Here is a 17,294-nt window from a genome sequence, read left to right as displayed (position 1 = left end):
CCGGCCGCCTCGGGAGAGCCGCCGTACGCTCGTGATATGTCCGAGTTGTACGCGGCCCGACGCACGCGGCTGCGCGACCGCTGCGCGGCAACCGGAAGTGCCGCCGCACTGATCTCGCGCCCCGCCAACGTCCGCTACCTCACCGGCTGCGCGCCTCCGGGCGCCGCCCTGCTGCTGGGGCCGGGCGACGAGGTGCTGCTGTGCGGCAGACCGCTCAGCGGCGATCCGTCCGAGGGCCGGCCGGTCGATGACGTACGGGTGTCGGTGCTGCCCACCCGGGGTGGCGACCCGGTCGTGGCCGGCGCCGATCTGGCGGCGAAGGCCGGCGCGGACACCCTGGCCGTCGAGGAGCACCACCTCACCGTCTCCCGGCACCGGGCGCTGTCCCAGGTCGCGCCCCGGATGCGGCTGACCGACATGGGGTGCGCGGTCGAGGCGCAGCGGCTGGTCAAGGACGACGACGAGATCGCCTGTCTGCGGATCGCCGGTGAGATCGCCGACCAGGCCCTGGGCGAGCTGCTCGAATCGATCCTGGTCGGCCGCACCGAACGGCATCTCGCGCTCGAACTGGAGCGCCGCTTGGTCGACCACGGCGCGGACGGCCCGGCCTTCCCCACCTCCGTCGCGACCGGTCCGAACTCCGGCCGCGCCCGGCATCTGCCCACCGACCGGCGGGTCGAGGAGGGTGACTTCCTCAGCGTCGGCCTGGGCGCGAACTACCGCGGCTACCGCAGCGAGGTCGGCCGGACCTTCGTCATCGGCACCTCGCCCTCGGACTGGCAGATCGAGCTGTACGATCTCGTTTTCGCAGCCCAGAGGGCCGGACGCGAGGCGCTGGCGCCGGGTGTGGAGTGCCGCGAGGTGGACCGGGTGACCCGCCATGTGCTGGACGCCGCGGGGTACGGCGAGCGGCTCGGGCCGTGGACCGGCCACGGCGTGGGACTCGAAATCGACGAGGACCCTCAGTTGTCCCCGGCCGCCATGGGTAAACTGGACGCTTGCGTGCCGGTCACCGTCGAGCCGGGGGTTCACATCCCGGGCCGTGGGGGTGTCCGCATCGACGACACACTCGTCGTCCGTCCTGAGGCGGACGGCGGGCCCGAGCTACTCACGATCACGACCAAGGAGCTGCTCGCACTGTGAGCCGCAGCGGCTCACTGGGTGCTGCTCCCGGGTCCCACCACCTGCAGTCCAGGAGATTCCGCAACCGTGGCATCCACGAACGACCTCAAGAACGGCATGGTGCTCAAGCTCGAAGGCGGCCAGCTCTGGTCCGTCGTCGAGTTCCAGCACGTCAAGCCCGGCAAGGGCCCGGCCTTCGTCCGCACCAAGCTCAAGAACGTGCTCTCCGGCAAGGTGGTGGACAAGACCTTCAACGCCGGCGTGAAGGTCGAGACGGCCACCGTCGACAAGCGCGGGATGCAGTTCTCGTACATGGACGGCGACTACTTCGTCTTCATGGACATGGACACCTACGACCAGATCCACGTCGACCGCAAGGCCGTCGGCGACGCCGCGAACTTCCTCCTGGAGGGCTTCGAGGCGGTTGTCGCGCAGCACGAGGGTTCGGTGCTCTACGTCGAGCTGCCGGCCGCCGTCGAGCTGGTCATCAAGGAGACCGAGCCGGGCGTCCAGGGCGACCGCTCCACCGGTGGCACCAAGCCCGCCACGCTGGAGACCGGCTACGAGATCCAGGTGCCGCTCTTCATCACGACCGGTGAGAAGATCAAGGTCGACACCCGCTCGGGCGACTACCTCGGCCGGGTGAACAGCTAACCGTGGCTGCCCGCAGCAAGGCCCGCAAGCGCGCCTTCCAGATCCTCTTCGAGGCCGATCAGCGCGGCGCCGACGTGCAGTCCGTGCTCGCGGACTGGATGCGTCACGCCCGGACCGACCCCCGGCAGCCGCCGGTGAACGAGTACACCCTGCAGTTGGTCGAGGGGTACGCGGACCACATCGCCCGCATCGACGAGCTGATCTCCACCTATGCGGTCGACTGGGACCTGGACCGGATGCCGGCGGCCGACCGCTCGATCCTCCGGCTCGGGGCCTACGAACTGCTCTGGGTGGACGACACGCCGGACGCGGTGGCGATCGACGAAGCCGTGCAGCTCGCCAAGGAGTTCTCCACGGACGACTCCCCGGCCTTCGTCAACGGCCTCCTCGGCCGGCTCAAGGAGCTGAAGCCGAGCCTGCGCCGCGAGGCGCAGTAGAGACGCGGCAGGCGCTCGACAGAGCGTGCGAACGGGCCCGGAGCGGGGATTGCCGCTCCGGGCCCTTCGCGTGCCCGCAGGGCGCCTTCTGAGCCCCTTCCGGTGGCTTGGCAGCGCCTGGCAGCGCCGTCTGAGCCCCTTCCGGTGGCTTGGCGGCGCTTGGCAGCGCCTCCTGCGTCGCTTCCGGGGCCCGTCCGTAGGACGGCAGACGACGGCAGACAAAAAACCGCCGCCCCGGATGGCCGGGGCGGCGGTACGTTTCTTCAGCTGTCGCGCTTGGTCAGATCTCCTCGTGCGTGACCGCGCGGCGGGCGTCGGAGTCCAGCACGCCCCAGCTGATCAACTGCTCGGTCAGCACCGAGGGCGACTGGTCGTAGATCACGGCGAGGGTGCGCAGGTCGTCCTGGCGGATCGAGAGCACCTTGCCGTTGTAGTCACCGCGCTGGCTCTGGATCGTGGCGGCGTAGCGCTGCAGCGGGCCGGCCTTCTCCTGCGGGACATGGGCAAGACGCTCCAGGTCGAGCACCAGCTTCGGCGGCGGCTCGGCCGCCCCGCCCGGTGTCGTGCCCGGAAGGAGTTCCTGCACCGGAACGCCGTAGAAGTCCGCCAGTTCGGCGAGGCGCTGCACGGTCACGGCACGGTCGCCGCGCTCGTACGAACCCACTACCACGGCCTTCCAGCGGCCCTGGGACTTCTCCTCGACGCCGTGGAGGGAGAGGCCCTGCTGGGTACGGATGGCGCGGAGCTTGGCCCCGAGCTGTTTGGCGTATTCGCTGGACATAAGGATCCCCAGACGGCTGTATCGACATGCGGCTCCGCCGCGCGGCTGGTAACTCACTGTGAGGTTACGCAGCGTAATCTGACTTCGTCAAGCGGAATGGGCCAGACCATCACCCGTCAGGGGTGCCGGCGGGTCCTGAAGGGGCTCCTGCTAACCTGACTGCGTTATTCCGACGTCCTTTAAGGTCCGTCCCGTGAGGCGGAGAAGGAGGTCCGTTTCGTATGGACGCAAACAGTTCTGACGCGGAGGTCCAGCTTCCGGCGCGACCGGTGCTCGAAGGCCCGGACATCGCGCGCATGCTGACCCGTATCGCCCACGAGATCGTCGAGCGCGCCAAGGGCGCGGACGATGTGGTGCTGCTGGGCATCCCCACCCGCGGAGTCTTCCTCGCCCGGCGGCTGGCCGCCAAGCTCGAGGAGATCACCGGCCGCACGATCCCGGTCGGCTCGCTCGACATCACGATGTACCGCGACGACCTGCGCCTGGGCCCCGCCCGCACGCTCGCCCGCACGGACATCCCCACCGACGGCATCGAGGGCCGGCTCGTCCTGCTCGTCGACGACGTCCTGTTCTCCGGCCGCACGATCCGCGCCGCGCTGGACGCGCTGGGCGACATCGGCCGGCCGCGCGCCGTACAGCTCGCGGTCCTCGTCGACCGCGGTCACCGCGAACTGCCGATCCGTGCCGACTATGTGGGCAAGAACCTCCCCACGTCGCTGCGGGAGGCGGTCAAGGTCCAGCTCACCGAGGAGGACGGCCGGGACGCCGTACTGCTCGGTGTCCGCGAGGCCCGCGAGACCACCCCGGCCGGCGAGCGCTAGCGCACCGCGCACGGACCCGGTGCCCCCGGGGCCCCAGGCATGCCCGCTCGACGGGCATCCCCGTACACCTCCTTCACCCACGGAGAAAACCGGATGAAGCGTCACCTCATCTCGGCCGCCGACCTCACCCGCGACGACGCCGTCCTGATCCTCGACACCGCCGAGGAGATGGCCCGGGTCGCGGACCGGCCGATCAAGAAGCTCCCCACCCTGCGCGGCCGTACGATCTGCAACCTCTTCTTCGAGGACTCGACCCGTACCCGGATCTCCTTCGAGGCGGCCGAGAAGCGGCTCTCCGCGGACGTGATCAACTTCGCCGCCAAGGGGTCCAGCGTCTCCAAGGGCGAGTCCCTCAAGGACACCGCCCAGACCCTGGAGGCGATGGGCGTCGACGCCGTCGTCATCCGGCACAGCGCCTCCGGCGCGCCCTACCGGCTCGCCACCTCCGGCTGGATCGACGCCCCCGTCATCAACGCCGGTGACGGCACGCATCAGCACCCCACCCAGGCCCTGCTCGACGCCTTCACCATGCGGCGGCGGCTCATCGGCCCGGACGCCGGGCTGGGGCAGGACCTCGGCGGGCAGCGCATCACCCTGGTCGGCGACGTGCTCCACAGCCGGGTCGCGCGCTCGAACGTCGACCTCCTGCACACCCTCGGCGCCGAGGTCACCCTCGTCGCCCCGCCCACCCTGGTGCCGGTCGGCGTCGAGACCTGGCCGTGCGAGGTGTCGTACGACCTCGACCGGGTGCTGCCGAAGTCCGACGCCGTGATGATGCTGCGGGTGCAGCGCGAGCGCATGAACGCCGCCTTCTTCCCGACCGAGCGCGAGTACTCGCGCCGCTACGGCCTGGACGGCGACCGGATGGCGCGGATGCCCGAGCACGCCATCGTGATGCACCCCGGCCCGATGGTCCGCGGCATGGAGATCACCGCCGAGGTCGCCGACTCCGACCGCTGCACGGTCATCGAGCAGGTGGCCAACGGGGTATCCATCCGCATGGCCGTCCTGTACCTGCTCCTGGGCGGCAACGAGCCCGCCGTCACCCACCCCCGTACCGAGGAGAAGTAAGAACCATGAGCAAGATCCTTATCCGCGGTGCGAAGGTCCTCGGCGGGGAGCCGCAGGACGTACTGATCGACGGGGAGACCATCGAGGCCGTCGGCACCGGGCTGTCCGCCGAGGGCGCCGACGTCATCGAGGCCGACGGCAAGATCCTGCTGCCGGGCCTGGTTGACCTGCACACCCATCTGCGTGAGCCGGGCCGTGAGGACTCCGAGACCGTTCTGACCGGTACCCGGGCGGCTGCCTCCGGTGGCTACACCGCCGTGTTCGCCATGGCCAACACCTTCCCCGTCGCCGACACCGCCGGCGTTGTCGAGCAGGTCTACCGGCTCGGCCAGGAGCACGGCTACTGCGATGTGCAGCCCATCGGTGCCGTCACCGTGGGCCTGGAGGGCCAAAAGCTCGCCGAACTGGGCGCCATGCACGAGTCCGCCGCCGGCGTCACCGTCTTCTCCGACGACGGCAAGTGCGTCCACGACGCCGTGATCATGCGCCGGGCGCTGGAGTACGTGAAGGCCTTCGGCGGCGTCGTCGCGCAGCACGCCCAGGAGCCGCGGCTCACCGAGGGCGCCCAGATGAACGAGGGCATCGTCTCGGCGGAGCTGGGGCTCGGCGGCTGGCCGGCCGTCGCCGAGGAGTCGATCATCGCCCGCGATGTGCTGCTCGCCGACCACGTGGGCTCGCGGGTGCACATCTGCCACCTGTCGACCGCCGGCTCCGTCGAGATCGTGCGCTGGGCCAAGTCCCGCGGCATCGACGTGACGGCCGAGGTCACCCCGCACCACCTGCTGCTGACCGACGAGATGGTGCGGACGTACAACCCCGTCTACAAGGTCAACCCGCCGCTGCGCACCGAGCGCGACGTCATGGCCCTGCGCGAGGCGCTCGCCGACGGCACGATCGACATCGTCGCCACCGACCACGCCCCGCACCCGCACGAGGACAAGGACTGCGAGTGGGCCGCGGCCGCCATGGGCATGGTGGGCCTGGAGACCGCGCTGTCGGTCGTGCAGCGGACCATGGTCGAGACCGGCCTGCTGACCTGGGCGGACGTCGCGGACCGGATGTCCTTCGCGCCCGCGCGGATCGGTCAGGCCAAGGGCCACGGCCGCCCCGTCTCGGCCGGTGAGCCGGCCAACCTCACGCTGGTCGATTCCGCTTACCGTGGAGAGGTGGACCCCGCGGGCTTCGCCTCGCGCAGCCGCAACACCCCCTACGAGGGGCGTGAGCTGCCGGGGCGTGTCACCCACACCTTCCTGCGGGGCCGCGCAACGGTCGTCGACGGGAAGCTGGCGTGACTCCTCCACTCATCCATCTGGCCGAAGCGCAGAAGTCCGCGCCGGTCACCGACTGGGCCGCACGGATCGGCTGGGTCGTCGGCCTGCTGGTCTTCGTGGTCTTCGTCTACTGGCTGATGCGGCAGGGCTGGAAGTGGCGCGGCACGCTCCAGGGCGATCTGCCCGAGCTGCCCGGCACCCCCGACGAGCCCGGAGAACCGCGCCTGACGCTCAGCGGCCGCTACCACGGCTCCACCACCGCCGGGCAGTGGCTCGACCGGATCGTCGCGCGCGGCCTGGGCACCCGCAGCCGCGCCGAGCTGACGCTGACCGACCAGGGCCTGGACGTCGTACGGCCGGGCGCCGCGGACTTCTTCGTGCCGGCCGCCGCACTGCGCGGCGCCCGCCTCGACAAGGGCATCGCCGGCAAGGTCCTCACCGAGGGCGGCCTGCTGATCGTCACCTGGCGGCACGGGGACCGGGAGATCGACTCCGGGTTCCGCTCCGACCGGGCGGCCGAGCACGCCGCCTGGGTCGCGGCCGTCAACGCACTGAGCACCACCACCACCGAGCACACCGAAACGGAAGGCGCACGATGACGACCTCCACCAGGGGGACCGCCAAGATCCCCGCCGTACTCGTCCTGGAGGACGGCCGCACCTTCCGCGGCCGTGCCTACGGGGCCGTGGGGGAGACCTTCGGCGAAGCGGTGTTCTCCACCGGCATGACCGGCTATCAGGAGACGCTGACCGACCCCTCGTACCACCGGCAGGTCGTCGTCATGACCGCGCCGCACATCGGCAACACCGGTGTGAACGACGAGGACCCCGAGTCGCAGCGGATCTGGGTCGCCGGCTACGTCGTCCGCGACCCCGCCCGTGTCCCGTCCAACTGGCGCTCGGTGCGCTCCCTGGACGAGGAGCTGGTCGCCCAGGGCGTCGTCGGCATCAGCGGCATCGACACCCGCGCGCTCACCCGTCACCTGCGCGAGCGCGGTGCGATGCGGGTCGGCATCTTCTCCGGCGAGGCCCTGCCCGACGCGGGCGTCATGCTGGCCAAGGTGCGCCAGGCCCCCGAGATGCAGGGCGCCGACCTCTCCACCCAGGTCGCCACCAAGGAGGCGTACGTCGTCCCGGCGATCGGTACGAAGAAGTTCACCGTCGCCGCCATCGACCTGGGCATCAAGGGCATGACCCCGCACCGCATGGCCGAGCGCGGCATCGAGGTGCACGTCCTGCCCGCGACCGCCACCGCCGAGGACGTCTACGCGGTCGACCCGGACGGCGTGTTCTTCTCCAACGGCCCGGGTGACCCGGCCACCGCCGACCACCCCGTGTCCGTCATGCGCGAGGTGCTCTCCAGGAAGACCCCGCTGTTCGGCATCTGCTTCGGCAACCAGATCCTGGGCCGCGCGCTGGGCTTCGGCACCTACAAGCTCAAGTACGGGCACCGTGGCATCAACCAGCCGGTGCAGGACCGTACGACCGGCAAGGTCGAGGTCACCGCGCACAACCACGGGTTCGCCGTCGACGCGCCGCTCGACAAGGTCTCCGACACCCCCTACGGGCGTGCCGAGGTCTCCCACGTCTGCCTGAACGACAACGTCGTGGAGGGGCTGCAGCTGCTCGACCAGCCCGCCTTCTCCGTCCAGTACCACCCCGAAGCGGCCGCGGGCCCGCACGACGCCGCGTACCTCTTCGACCGCTTCGTACAGCTCATGGAGGGCCAGCGTGCCTAAGCGCACCGATATCCAGTCCGTCCTGGTCATCGGCTCCGGCCCGATCGTCATCGGCCAGGCCGCCGAGTTCGACTACTCCGGTACCCAGGCCTGCCGGGTCCTCAAGTCCGAGGGCCTGCGCGTCATCCTGGTGAACTCCAACCCCGCGACGATCATGACCGACCCGGAGATCGCCGACGCCACCTATGTCGAGCCGATCACCCCGGAGTTCGTCGAGAAGATCATTGCCAAGGAGCGCCCGGACGCGCTCCTGCCGACCCTCGGCGGTCAGACGGCCCTGAACACGGCCATCTCGCTGCACGAGGCCGGCACCCTCGACAAGTACGGCGTCGAGCTGATCGGCGCCAACGTCGAGGCGATCAACAAGGGCGAGGACCGCGACCTGTTCAAGGAGGTCGTCGAGGCCGTCAACGCCAAGATCGGCCACGGCGAGTCCGCCCGCTCGGTCATCTGCCACTCCATGGACGACGTCCTCAAGGGCGTCGACGAGCTCGGCGGCTACCCCGTCGTCGTCCGCCCCTCCTTCACCATGGGCGGCGCCGGCTCCGGCTTCGCCCACAACGAGGAGGAGCTGCGCCGCATCGCCGGCCAGGGCCTCACGCTCTCCCCGACCACCGAGGTGCTCCTGGAGGAGTCCATCCTCGGCTGGAAGGAGTACGAGCTGGAGCTGATGCGCGACAGGAACGACAACGTCGTGGTCGTCTGCTCCATCGAGAACTTCGACCCGATGGGCGTCCACACCGGCGACTCGATCACCGTCGCGCCGGCGATGACGCTCACCGACCGCGAGTACCAGATCCTGCGCGACATCGGCATCGCGGTGATCCGCGAGGTCGGTGTCGACACCGGCGGCTGCAACATCCAGTTCGCGGTCAACCCCGTCGACGGCCGGGTCATCGTCATCGAGATGAACCCGCGCGTCTCGCGCTCCTCGGCGCTGGCCTCCAAGGCCACCGGCTTCCCGATCGCGAAGATCGCCGCCCGGCTCGCCGTCGGCTACACCCTCGACGAGATCCCCAACGACATCACCGAGAAGACCCCGGCGTCCTTCGAGCCGACTCTCGACTACGTCGTCGTCAAGGTGCCGCGCTTCGCCTTCGAGAAGTTCCCGGCCGCCGACGCCACGCTGACCACGACCATGAAGTCGGTCGGCGAGGCGATGGCGATCGGCCGCAACTTCCCCGAGGCGCTGCAGAAGGCGCTGCGCTCGCTGGAGAAGAAGGGCAGCCAGTTCGACTTCGTGACCGCTCCGGGCGCGAAGGCGGAGCTGCTGGAGCTCGCCCAGGTCCCGACCGACGGCCGGATCAACACCGTCATGGCCGCGATCCGGGCCGGCGCCACCCCGCAGGAGGTCTTCGACGCCACGAAGATCGACCCCTGGTTCGTCGACCAGCTCTTCCTGGTCAAGGAGATCGCCGACGAGATCGCCGCCGCGGACAAGCTCGGCCCCGAGATCCTTGCGGACGCAAAGCGCCATGGCTTCTCCGACGCCCAGATCGCGGCGATCCGCGGTCTGCGCGAGGACGTCGTGCGCGAGGTCCGGCACGCCCTCGGCGTCCGCCCCGTCTACAAGACGGTCGACACCTGCGCCGCCGAGTTCGCCGCGAAGACCCCGTACTTCTACTCCTCCTACGACGAGGAGACCGAGGTCGCGCCGCGCGAGAAGCCGGCCGTGATCATCCTCGGCTCCGGCCCCAACCGCATCGGCCAGGGCATCGAGTTCGACTACTCCTGCGTCCACGCCTCCTTCGCGCTCAGCGAGGCCGGCTACGAGACCGTGATGGTCAACTGCAACCCGGAGACCGTCTCGACGGACTACGACACCTCCGACCGCCTGTACTTCGAGCCGCTGACGCTCGAGGACGTACTGGAGATCGTGCACGCCGAGACCCAGGCGGGCCCGGTCGCCGGCGTCGTCGTCCAGCTCGGCGGGCAGACCCCGCTGGGCCTGGCGCAGGCGCTCAAGGACAACGGCGTGCCGATCGTCGGCACCTCGCCCGAGGCGATCGACCTCGCCGAGGAGCGCGGCGCCTTCGGCCGGGTGCTGACCGACGCCGGTCTGCCCGCCCCCAAGTACGGCACCGCCTTCTCCTTCGACGAGGCGAAGCGGATCGCCGCCGAGATCGGCTACCCGGTCATGGTCCGCCCGTCCTACGTGCTCGGCGGCCGCGGCATGGAGATCGTCTACGACGAGCCCTCGCTCGGCGGGTACCTGGAGCGGCACGCGGGGCTGATCTCCGAGCACCCGGTCCTCATCGACCGCTTCCTCGACGACGCCATAGAGATCGACGTCGACGCGCTCTACGACGGCCACGAGCTCTACCTCGGCGGCGTCATGGAGCACATCGAGGAGGCCGGCATCCACTCCGGCGACTCCGCCTGCGCGCTGCCCCCGATCACCCTCGGCGGCTTCGACATCAAGCGGCTGCGGGCGTCGACGGAGGCGATCGCCAAGGGCGTGGGCGTCCGCGGCCTGATCAACATCCAGTTCGCGATGGCCGGCGACATCCTCTACGTCCTGGAGGCCAACCCGCGTGCCTCCCGTACGGTGCCCTTCACCTCGAAGGCCACCGCCGTGCCGCTGGCCAAGGCCGCCGCCCGGATCTCGCTGGGCGCCACCATCGCCGAGCTGCGCGCCGAGGGCATGCTGCCCAAGGCCGGCGACGGCGGCACCCTGCCGCTGGACGCGCCGATCTCGGTCAAGGAAGCCGTCATGCCCTGGTCGCGGTTCCGCGACGCCTCGGGCCGCGGTGTGGACACCGTCCTCGGCCCCGAGATGCGCTCCACCGGCGAGGTCATGGGCATCGACTCGGTCTTCGGCACGGCGTACGCCAAGTCCCAGACCGGCGCCTACGGGGCGCTGCCCACCAAGGGCCGCGCCTTCGTGTCCGTCGCCAACCGCGACAAGCGCTCGATGATCTTCCCGGCGCGCGAGCTGGTCGCGCACGGCTTCGAGCTGCTCGCCACCTCCGGCACCGCCGAGGTGCTGCGCCGCAACGGCATCAACGCCACCGTGGTGCGCAAGCAGTCCGAGGGCGAGGGCCCGAACGGCGAGAAGACCATCGTCCAGCTGATCCACGACGGCCAGGTCGACCTGATCGTCAACACCCCGTACGGCACCGGCGGCCGCCTGGACGGCTACGACATCCGGACCGCCTCCGTCGCCCGCGGCATCCCCTGCCTGACCACGGTCCAGGCGCTGGCCGCGGCCGTACAGGGCATCGAGGCGATGTCCCGCGGCGATGTGGGCGTGCGTTCCCTCCAGGAACACGCGGAACATCTCATCGCCGCCCGCGAGGAGTAGGGCGCACGAGGGGGACACGGTCACCGTGTCCCCCTCTTCATGAGCCCCTCCGAGCCCCCTCGCCCCCACCTGTGGAAGGCACCTGCCGCACCATGTACCGCCTCTTCTTCAACCTGATCTTCAAGCGAATGGATCCGGAGCAGGCCCACCACCTGGCGTTCCGCTGGATCCGGTACGCCGTGCGCATCCCCGTCCTGCGCACCTTCATCGCCGCCGTCCTCGCCCCCCGCTACAAGGAGCTGCGCACCGAGGCCCTGGGCCGCCGGATGCACGGCCCCTTCGGGCTGGCCGCCGGCTTCGACAAGAACGCCGTCGCCATCGACGGGATGGCCATGCTCGGCTTCGACCACGTCGAGATCGGCACGGTCACCGCCCAGCCGCAGCCCGGCAACCCCAAGAAGCGCCTCTTCCGGCTCGTACCGGACCGCGCGCTGATCAACCGCATGGGCTTCAACAACGACGGCTCCGCCTCCGTGGCGGCGCGCCTGGCGGCCCGCAACCCGGTCTTCCGCACCACCGTCGGCGTCAACATCGGCAAGACCAAGATCGTCCCGGAGGCCGAGGCCACCGCCGACTACGTCACCTCCACCGAGCGGCTCGCCCGCCACGCCGACTACCTGGTCGTCAACGTCTCCTCCCCGAACACCCCGGGGCTGCGCAACCTCCAGGCCGTCGACCACCTGCGTCCGCTGCTGACCGCCGTACGCGAGGCTGCCGACCGCACGGTCACCGACCGCCGGGTCCCGCTGCTGGTCAAGATCGCCCCGGACCTCGCGGACGCGGACGTCGACGCGGTCGCCGACCTCGCCGTCGAGCTGGGCCTGGACGGGATCATCGCCACCAACACCACCATCGCCCGTGAGGGCCTCGGCCTGGTCTCCGCCCCGGAGCTGACCGCCGAGACCGGCGGCCTGTCCGGCGCGCCCGTCAAGGAGCGCTCCCTGGAGGTGCTGCGCCGCCTCTACGCCCGTGTCGGCGACCAGGTCACCCTCGTCGGCGTCGGCGGCATCGAGACCGCCGAGGACGTCTGGCAGCGCATCCTCGCCGGCGCCACGCTGGTCCAGGGCTACAGCGCGTTCATCTACGAGGGCCCGTTCTGGTGCCGCGCCCTCCACAAGGGGCTGGCGGCCCGGCTGCGCAACAGCCCGTACGCCACCCTCGCCGACGCGGTCGGCGCCGAGCACAGGAAGGTGACCGCAGCATGACCCTGGAGCCTTTCGGCGCGCGTCTGCGCCGCGCCATGGACGAGCGCGGCCCGCTCTGCGTCGGCATCGACCCGCACGCCTCCCTGCTGGCCGACTGGGGCCTGAACGACGACGTCGCGGGCCTGGCCCGCTTCACCCGCACCGTCGTGGAGGCGCTCGGCGAGCAGGTCGCGGTCTTCAAGCCGCAGGCGGCGTTCTTCGAGCGCTTCGGCTCGCGCGGCCTGGCCGTCCTGGAGACCGCCGTCGTCGAGGCGCGCGAGCGCGGCGCCCTGGTCCTGATGGACGCCAAGCGCGGCGACATCGGCTCGACCATGGCGGCGTACGCCGAGACCTTCCTGCGCCCGGACTCGCCGCTGTTCTCGGACGCCCTGACGGTCTCCCCGTACCTCGGTTACGGCTCGCTGAAGCCGGCCGCCGACCTGGCGCGGGAGAACGGCTGCGGGCTCTTCGTCCTCGCCCTGACCTCCAACCCGGAGGGCGCGGAGGTCCAGCGGGCGGTGCGCGAGGACGGGCGCAGCATCGCGGCGACCATGCTCGGCCACCTCGCCGCCGAGAACGCCGGCGCCGAGCCGCTGGGCTCCTTCGGCGCGGTGGTCGGCGCGACGCTCGGCGATCTCTCCTCGTTCGACCTGTCGATCAACGGCCCGCTGCTGGCTCCGGGCATCGGCGCACAGGGTGCCACCCCCGCTGACCTCCCGACCGTCTTCGGGGACGCCGTACGCAACGTCGTCCCGAGCGTCAGCCGGGGGGTGCTGCGGCACGGCCCGGACACCGCGGCGCTGCGCGCGGCGGCCGGCCGATTCGCCGACGAAGTGCGTACCGCGCTCGCCTAGGTGCCTTTCGACGGGGACTTTGGTCCCGAAATGTCCTGGTCAGCAGAGTCTGACCAGGACTTTTCGTCTGTTCTCGCTGACTCCAGCGCGCTTGGCCGCTAGTCTCCGTCGAGAGCACTGCACGTAAGCGCGTTGCTCGTTGCTCCGCAGGTGCGGGGCGACTAGGTTCCACACCGGTCCGTATCCGACAGTTCGACATCCGAGGTGACGTAGGCGTGGCTCTTCCGCCCCTTACCCCTGAACAGCGCGCAGCCGCGCTCGAGAAGGCCGCCGCGGCTCGCCGGGAGCGCGCCGAGGTCAAGAATCGGCTCAAGCACTCCGGTGCATCCCTCCATGAGGTCATCAAGCAGGGCCAGGAGAACGACGTCATCGGCAAGATGAAGGTCTCCGCCCTCCTTGAGTCCCTGCCGGGCGTCGGCAAGGTCCGCGCCAAGCAGATCATGGAGCGGCTCGGGATCTCCGAGAGCCGCCGTGTCCGGGGTCTTGGCTCCAACCAGATCGCATCGCTGGAGCGCGAGTTCGGCAGCACCGCTTCCTGAATTTTCCGGCATCACCGGGAAGCTGGAATAATCGCTGCATGAGTTCTGCAGTCTCCCGGGGGACGACCCCCGTACCCCCGGCCAGACAACCGCGACTGACCGTGCTCTCCGGCCCCTCCGGGGTCGGCAAGAGCACGGTCGTCGCGCATATGCGCAAGGTCCACCCCGAGGTCTGGCTCTCGGTATCGGCCACCACCCGCAAGCCGCGGCCCGGGGAGCAGCACGGCGTCCAGTACTTCTTCGTCGACGACGAGGAATTCGACAAGCTCATCGCCAACGGCGAGCTGCTCGAATGGGCGGAGTTCGCGGGCAACCGCTACGGCACCCCCCGCAAGGCGGTGCTCGACCGCCTGGAGTCCGGCGAGCCGGTCCTGCTGGAGATCGACCTGCAGGGCGCCCGTCAGGTCCGCGAGTCCATGGCGGAGGCCCACCTGGTCTTCCTGGCCCCGCCGAGCTGGGACGAGCTGGTCCGCCGGCTCACCGGCCGGGGCACCGAGGCGCCCGAGGTGATCGAGCGCCGTCTGGAGGCCGCCAGGATCGAGCTGGCAGCGGAGAAGGAGTTCGATGTGACGCTCGTCAACACCTCCGTCGAGGACGTGAGCCGTGAGCTGCTAGCCTTGATGCTGCATCGATCCGGGGAGCGGAACACCAGCGGCTGACGCCGCGGAGCTTCACCGGCCCCGGACCGACCGAGATTTTTGCGCCGTGTCGTACGACACACCGGCGCGTGACACCCAGGCTTCATCCCCTTTCGGAAGGTAGAGAGTGTCCTCTTCCATCACCGCACCCGAGGGCATCATCAACCCGCCCATTGATGAGCTTCTCGAGGCCACCGACTCGAAGTACAGCCTCGTGATCTACGCCGCCAAGCGCGCGCGCCAGATCAACGCGTACTACTCCCAGCTCGGCGAGGGCCTGCTGGAGTACGTCGGCCCGCTGGTCGACACGCACGTCCACGAGAAGCCCCTCTCGATCGCGCTGCGCGAGATCAACGCGGGTCTGCTGACGTCCGAGGCCATCGAGGGCCCCGCTCAGTAAGCAGCAGCACTTCACCAAGGGCCCGGCGGTGTGACCGTCGGGCCCTTGGTGTGTCATAGGGCATACAGACCTTACGGACCAGAGCCCGGGGAGCGGCGAAGCGATGGACAAGCGGGAGCGGGAGCGGCCCAGGGTCGTCCTGGGCGTCAGCGGCGGCATCGCCGCCTACAAGGCCTGTGAGCTGCTGCGGCGGCTGACCGAGTCCGGGCACGACGTACGGGTGGTGCCCACCGCCTCGGCGCTGCACTTCGTCGGCGAGGCCACCTGGGCGGCGCTGTCCGGCAACCCGGCCTCCACCGAGGTCTGGGAGTCCGTCCACGAGGTTCCGCACGTCCGCATCGGCCAGACCGCCGACCTGGTCGTGGTCGCCCCCGCCACCGCGGACATGCTGGCCAAGGCCGCCCACGGCCTCGCCGACGACCTGCTGACCAACACCCTGCTCACCGCGCGCTGTCCGGTGGTGTTCGCCCCGGCGATGCACACCGAGATGTGGGAGCACCCCGCCACGCAGGAGAACGTCGCCACGCTGCGCCGCCGCGGCGCGCTCGTCATCGAGCCCGCGGTCGGCCGGCTGACCGGCGTCGACACCGGCAAGGGCCGCTTCCCCGACCCCGTGGAGATCTTCGACCTCTGCCGCCACGTCCTGCGGAGAAGCGGCGCACAGGGCGCCTCCGTACAGGACCTCGCGGGCCGCCATGTCGTGGTCACCGCCGGCGGCACCCGCGAGCCGCTGGACCCCGTCCGCTACCTGGGCAACCGCTCCTCCGGCAAGCAGGGCTACGCGCTGGCCGGCACCGCGGCGGCCCGCGGCGCCCGGGTCACGCTCGTCGCGGCCAACACCGAGCTGCCCGACCCCGCCGGGGTGGACGTGGTCCGTGTCGGCACCGCCCGCCAGCTCAGGGAGGCCGCAGTGAAGGCCGCGGCGGACGCCGACGCGGTCGTCATGGCCGCGGCCGTCGCCGACTTCCGTCCCGCCGTCTACACCACCGGCAAGATCAAGAAGATCGAGGGCCGGGAGCCGGAACCCGTCACCCTGGTCCGGAATCCGGACATCCTCGCCGAGCTCTCCGCCGACCGCGCCCGTCCCGGGCAGATCGTCGTGGGTTTCGCGGCCGAGACCGACGACGTGCTCGCCAACGGCCGCGCCAAGCTCGCCCGCAAGGGCTGTGACCTGCTGGTCGTCAATGAGGTGGGCGAGCACAAGGCCTTCGGCTCGGCGGAGAACGAGGCGGTCGTCCTGGCCGCCGACGGCACCGAGACCCCGGTTCCGTACGGCCCCAAGGAAGTCCTGGCCGACACGGTCTGGGATCTGGTGTCCCCCCGCCTGGCCGCGTCCCGGGCCTGAGCGCGCCCGTACGGCCGATATGCGCCCCCCAGTCACCCCACCGGCCCCACAAAAAGCGGCGTGTCCTCTTGACCGGACTCATTCTCAAGGTGATCGTCCTACCGTGAGGCGTGGTGTCCCAGGTCACGGGGGGTCCATAAATCGAGACCGCGTGCCCGAACGCCACATACGACCGATAAACTGGCGAGTGGATCGGGCCGAGCGCAGCTCTCGGCCCTTCCGCCAATGATCAGCCAGCAGCCGCTGCAACCCCAGGGAGCGATGTGTCCCGCCGCCTGTTCACCTCGGAGTCCGTCACCGAGGGCCACCCCGACAAGATCGCTGACCAGATCAGCGACACCATCCTCGACGCGCTCCTCAAGGAGGACCCGACCTCCCGGGTCGCCGTCGAGACGCTGATCACCACCGGCCTGGTCCATGTGGCCGGCGAGGTGACGACCAAGGCGTACGCCGACATCCCCAACCTCGTCCGCAACAAGATCCTGGACATCGGTTATGACTCGTCCAAGAAGGGCTTCGACGGCGCTTCCTGCGGCGTCTCGGTCTCGATCGGCGCGCAGTCCCCGGACATCGCCCAGGGTGTCGACACCGCGTACGAGAACCGCGTCGAGGGCGATGACGACGAGCTGGACCGGCAGGGCGCGGGCGACCAGGGCCTGATGTTCGGGTACGCCTGCGACGAGACGCCCGAGCTGATGCCGCTCCCGATCAACCTGGCGCACCGGCTCTCCCGCCGTCTGTCCGAGGTGCGCAAGAACGGGACCATCCCCTACCTGCGCCCCGACGGCAAGACCCAGGTCACCATCGAGTACGACGGCCACAAGGCTGTCCGCCTCGACACCGTCGTGGTCTCCTCGCAGCACGCCAGCGACATCGACCTCGACTCGCTGCTCGCGCCGGACATCCGCGAGTTCGTCGTCGAGCACGTCCTCAACCAGCTCGTCGAGGACGGCATCAAGCTGGACACCGAGGGCTACCGCCTGCTGGTCAACCCGACCGGCCGCTTCGAGATCGGCGGCCCGATGGGTGACGCCGGCCTGACCGGCCGCAAGATCATCATCGACACCTACGGCGGTATGGCCCGCCACGGCGGCGGCGCCTTCTCCGGCAAGGACCCGTCCAAGGTCGACCGCTC

General features: G+C 70.3%; 17 protein-coding genes. 16 read left to right on the top strand and 1 reads right to left on the bottom strand.

Translation table 11 applies throughout. From position 1 onward, the window contains the following. The first annotated feature begins 36 nt into the window (after positions 1-36). From ACWD6P_RS23330 to nusB, 3 genes are all read left to right on the top strand, one after another. Positions 37-1,143, top strand: coding sequence for an aminopeptidase P family protein (locus ACWD6P_RS23330; protein ID WP_451446082.1), 1,107 nt, complete (start codon positions 37-39; stop codon positions 1,141-1,143). A 66-nt stretch (positions 1,144-1,209) separates the two neighbouring features. Then, positions 1,210-1,776: an elongation factor P gene (gene efp, locus ACWD6P_RS23325; RefSeq protein ID WP_384429085.1), complete on the top strand. Its 567-nt coding sequence runs from the start codon at positions 1,210-1,212 to the stop codon at positions 1,774-1,776. 2 nt (positions 1,777-1,778) lie between these two features. Further along, on the top strand, positions 1,779-2,213 hold the full coding sequence (gene nusB / locus ACWD6P_RS23320) for a transcription antitermination factor NusB (RefSeq protein WP_451446081.1): 435 nt from the start codon (positions 1,779-1,781) through the stop codon (positions 2,211-2,213). 280 nt (positions 2,214-2,493) lie between these two features. On the opposite strand, the gene bldD is transcribed toward nusB, so the two are convergent. Next, a complete protein-coding gene (gene bldD, locus ACWD6P_RS23315; protein ID WP_384429091.1) occupies positions 2,494-2,994 on the bottom strand; it encodes a transcriptional regulator BldD in 501 nt (166 codons plus the stop codon). Between the two features lie 221 nt (positions 2,995-3,215). On the opposite strand from bldD, the gene pyrR reads away from it, so the two are divergent. The 13 genes from pyrR to metK form a co-directional block, all read left to right on the top strand. After that, positions 3,216-3,815 (top strand): bifunctional pyr operon transcriptional regulator/uracil phosphoribosyltransferase PyrR, encoded by a 600-nt coding sequence (pyrR, locus tag ACWD6P_RS23310; RefSeq protein WP_451446080.1) that lies wholly within the window; start codon positions 3,216-3,218, stop codon positions 3,813-3,815. A gap of 93 nt (positions 3,816-3,908) precedes the next feature. Next, positions 3,909-4,886, top strand: a complete 978-nt coding sequence (locus ACWD6P_RS23305) for an aspartate carbamoyltransferase catalytic subunit (RefSeq protein ID WP_451446079.1) — start codon at positions 3,909-3,911, stop codon at positions 4,884-4,886. Positions 4,887-4,891: 5 nt separating this feature from the next. Beyond that, positions 4,892-6,178 carry a dihydroorotase gene (locus ACWD6P_RS23300; RefSeq protein ID WP_451446078.1) on the top strand — a complete coding sequence of 429 codons (1,287 nt, stop codon included), beginning with the start codon at positions 4,892-4,894 and terminating at the stop codon, positions 6,176-6,178. Next, complete coding sequence (locus ACWD6P_RS23295) at positions 6,175-6,756, top strand: PH-like domain-containing protein (protein WP_451446077.1); 582 nt, start codon at positions 6,175-6,177, stop codon at positions 6,754-6,756. Before ACWD6P_RS23300 ends, ACWD6P_RS23295 begins: the two co-directional genes overlap by 4 nt. After that, the gene (carA, locus tag ACWD6P_RS23290; RefSeq protein WP_451446076.1) at positions 6,753-7,895 is read left to right on the top strand and encodes a glutamine-hydrolyzing carbamoyl-phosphate synthase small subunit; all 1,143 of its coding nucleotides are present in this window, start codon (positions 6,753-6,755) and stop codon (positions 7,893-7,895) included. The genes ACWD6P_RS23295 and carA overlap by 4 nt, the downstream gene beginning before the upstream one ends. After that, positions 7,888-11,199 (top strand): carbamoyl-phosphate synthase large subunit, encoded by a 3,312-nt coding sequence (gene carB / locus ACWD6P_RS23285; protein ID WP_451446075.1) that lies wholly within the window; start codon positions 7,888-7,890, stop codon positions 11,197-11,199. The genes carA and carB overlap by 8 nt, the downstream gene beginning before the upstream one ends. 92 nt (positions 11,200-11,291) lie before the next feature. Further along, entirely contained in the window at positions 11,292-12,404 is a 1,113-nt protein-coding gene (locus ACWD6P_RS23280) for a quinone-dependent dihydroorotate dehydrogenase (protein WP_451446074.1), read from the top strand. Further along, on the top strand, positions 12,401-13,237 hold the full coding sequence (pyrF, locus tag ACWD6P_RS23275) for an orotidine-5'-phosphate decarboxylase (RefSeq protein ID WP_451446073.1): 837 nt from the start codon (positions 12,401-12,403) through the stop codon (positions 13,235-13,237). The genes ACWD6P_RS23280 and pyrF overlap by 4 nt, the downstream gene beginning before the upstream one ends. 215 nt (positions 13,238-13,452) lie before the next feature. Next, positions 13,453-13,776 carry an integration host factor gene (locus ACWD6P_RS23270; RefSeq protein ID WP_006607450.1) on the top strand — a complete coding sequence of 108 codons (324 nt, stop codon included), beginning with the start codon at positions 13,453-13,455 and terminating at the stop codon, positions 13,774-13,776. Positions 13,777-13,814: 38 nt separating this feature from the next. Continuing rightward, on the top strand, positions 13,815-14,435 hold the full coding sequence (gmk, locus tag ACWD6P_RS23265; RefSeq protein ID WP_451446072.1) for a guanylate kinase: 621 nt from the start codon (positions 13,815-13,817) through the stop codon (positions 14,433-14,435). A gap of 106 nt (positions 14,436-14,541) precedes the next feature. Next, positions 14,542-14,814, top strand: coding sequence for a DNA-directed RNA polymerase subunit omega (rpoZ, locus tag ACWD6P_RS23260; RefSeq protein ID WP_005319902.1), 273 nt, complete (start codon positions 14,542-14,544; stop codon positions 14,812-14,814). A 103-nt stretch (positions 14,815-14,917) separates the two neighbouring features. Continuing rightward, on the top strand, positions 14,918-16,159 hold the full coding sequence (coaBC, locus tag ACWD6P_RS23255) for a bifunctional phosphopantothenoylcysteine decarboxylase/phosphopantothenate--cysteine ligase CoaBC (protein WP_451446071.1): 1,242 nt from the start codon (positions 14,918-14,920) through the stop codon (positions 16,157-16,159). A gap of 263 nt (positions 16,160-16,422) precedes the next feature. Further along, on the top strand, positions 16,423-17,294 hold an 872-nt coding region (metK, locus tag ACWD6P_RS23250; RefSeq protein WP_451446070.1), incomplete at its 3' end, for a methionine adenosyltransferase.

This window comes from Streptomyces sp. NPDC002446, assembly GCF_053595675.1.
Note: the sequence above shows the minus strand (reverse complement) of the source record. Positions and strands in the feature narration are given on the sequence as shown.